This is a genomic window from Xanthomonas bonasiae, from assembly GCF_014836395.1.
Lineage (GTDB): Bacteria > Pseudomonadota > Gammaproteobacteria > Xanthomonadales > Xanthomonadaceae > Xanthomonas_A > Xanthomonas_A bonasiae.
On the sequence record NZ_JACSQX010000031.1, the window covers coordinates 1 to 1,246 of the forward strand.

2 protein-coding genes are annotated in these 1,246 nt (G+C 63.9%); both read right to left on the reverse strand.

Annotated features, from left to right (window positions below):
* Positions 1-31: 31 nt before the first annotated feature.
* The gene (locus H9658_RS22775) at positions 32-892 is read right to left on the reverse strand and encodes an IS3 family transposase (RefSeq protein ID WP_191827044.1); all 861 of its coding nucleotides are present in this window, start codon (positions 890-892) and stop codon (positions 32-34) included.
* On the reverse strand, positions 889-1,182 hold the full coding sequence (locus H9658_RS22780) for a transposase (RefSeq protein ID WP_191827045.1): 294 nt from the start codon (positions 1,180-1,182) through the stop codon (positions 889-891). Before H9658_RS22780 ends, H9658_RS22775 begins: the two co-directional genes overlap by 4 nt.
* Positions 1,183-1,246: the final 64 nt, after the last annotated feature.

The window sequence follows — 1,246 nt, forward strand, 5'->3', positions numbered from 1 at the left end:
TGAGCCACCCCCGATTTCTCGGACAGGTTAATTAGGGAACAACAACCATCTTCTCGAACTCGACCGGCGAGCGGTAGCCCAGCGCACTGTGCAACCGCTGCCGGTTGTAGAACACTTCGATGTACTCGAACACCTTTCCGCGCGCTTCATCGAGACTGGCGAAGCGCTCGTGGTGCGTCAGTTCCTGCTTAAGCGAACTGAAGAAGCTCTCCATCACTGCATTGTCGTAAGGCATGCCCTTGCGGCTCATGCTCGCGACCAGCCCGGCTTCCTGCAATTGCCGCTGATACGCACCGCTGGTGTATTGCGTGCCCTGGTCGCTATGGTGGATTGCGCCCTTCGCTGGTCGCCGGCGTTGGAGCGCCATGGCCAGTGCAGCACTGGCCAACGCCTGATCGGCCCGCTGGCCCATCGCCCAGCCCACGATTTTCCGGCTGTGCATGTCCAGCACCGCCGCCAGGTACAACCAGCCCATCCGGGTCGGCACGAAGGTGATGTCCGCCACCCACACCCGATCTGGCCCCGGACTGACGAACGGCCATGCCAGCCGGTTAGGCGCCACCGCCGACCGCTGGTAGGTGCTGCGCGTGCGCAGGTAGCGTTGTCGCCGCTTGGTGCGGATCGCATGTGCCTGCCGCAGGCGCCGCACCCGATGCCGACCGCAGGTTTCGCCTTGCTGGCGTAACGCACGCCACAGGCGCTCGCTGCCATACGCCTCGCGGGTTTGTGCGTGCAACTGCTCGATCCGCTGCAATAGCCGAGCATTCTGGTGCGCGCGCGGCCCCGGACGGCGAGCGCACCATGCGTAGTAACCGCTGGGTGACACGCCCAGCGCATGGCAGAGCCAACGCACACGGTAACCCTGCTGGTCTCGGATCCAGGCGTACTTCACGATAGTTCTCGCGCAAAGTACGCCGCCGCTTTTTTTAGGATCTCGTTCTCTTGGCGCAGACGCTCGTTCTCGCGCTGCAGCTTGGTCAGTTCATCCGGGTTGGACTTAGGCCGGCCACTGCCGCCAAAGGCGCCCGTGCCCTTCGCATCGAGGTCCGTGGCCCACTTGTAGAGCCGGTTGCGCGGGACGCCTAACTCCCGCGCGATCACGGCCGCTGGCCGATCTCCCGCCTTGAGCAACCGCACTGCTTCCCGCTTGAACTCTGCCGTGAACCGCTGCCGCTTCTGCATCGAACACCTCCGTGCGAGGATTGTCCTCGCTTTCAGGTGTCCGAGTTATCAGGGGTGGCTCAAC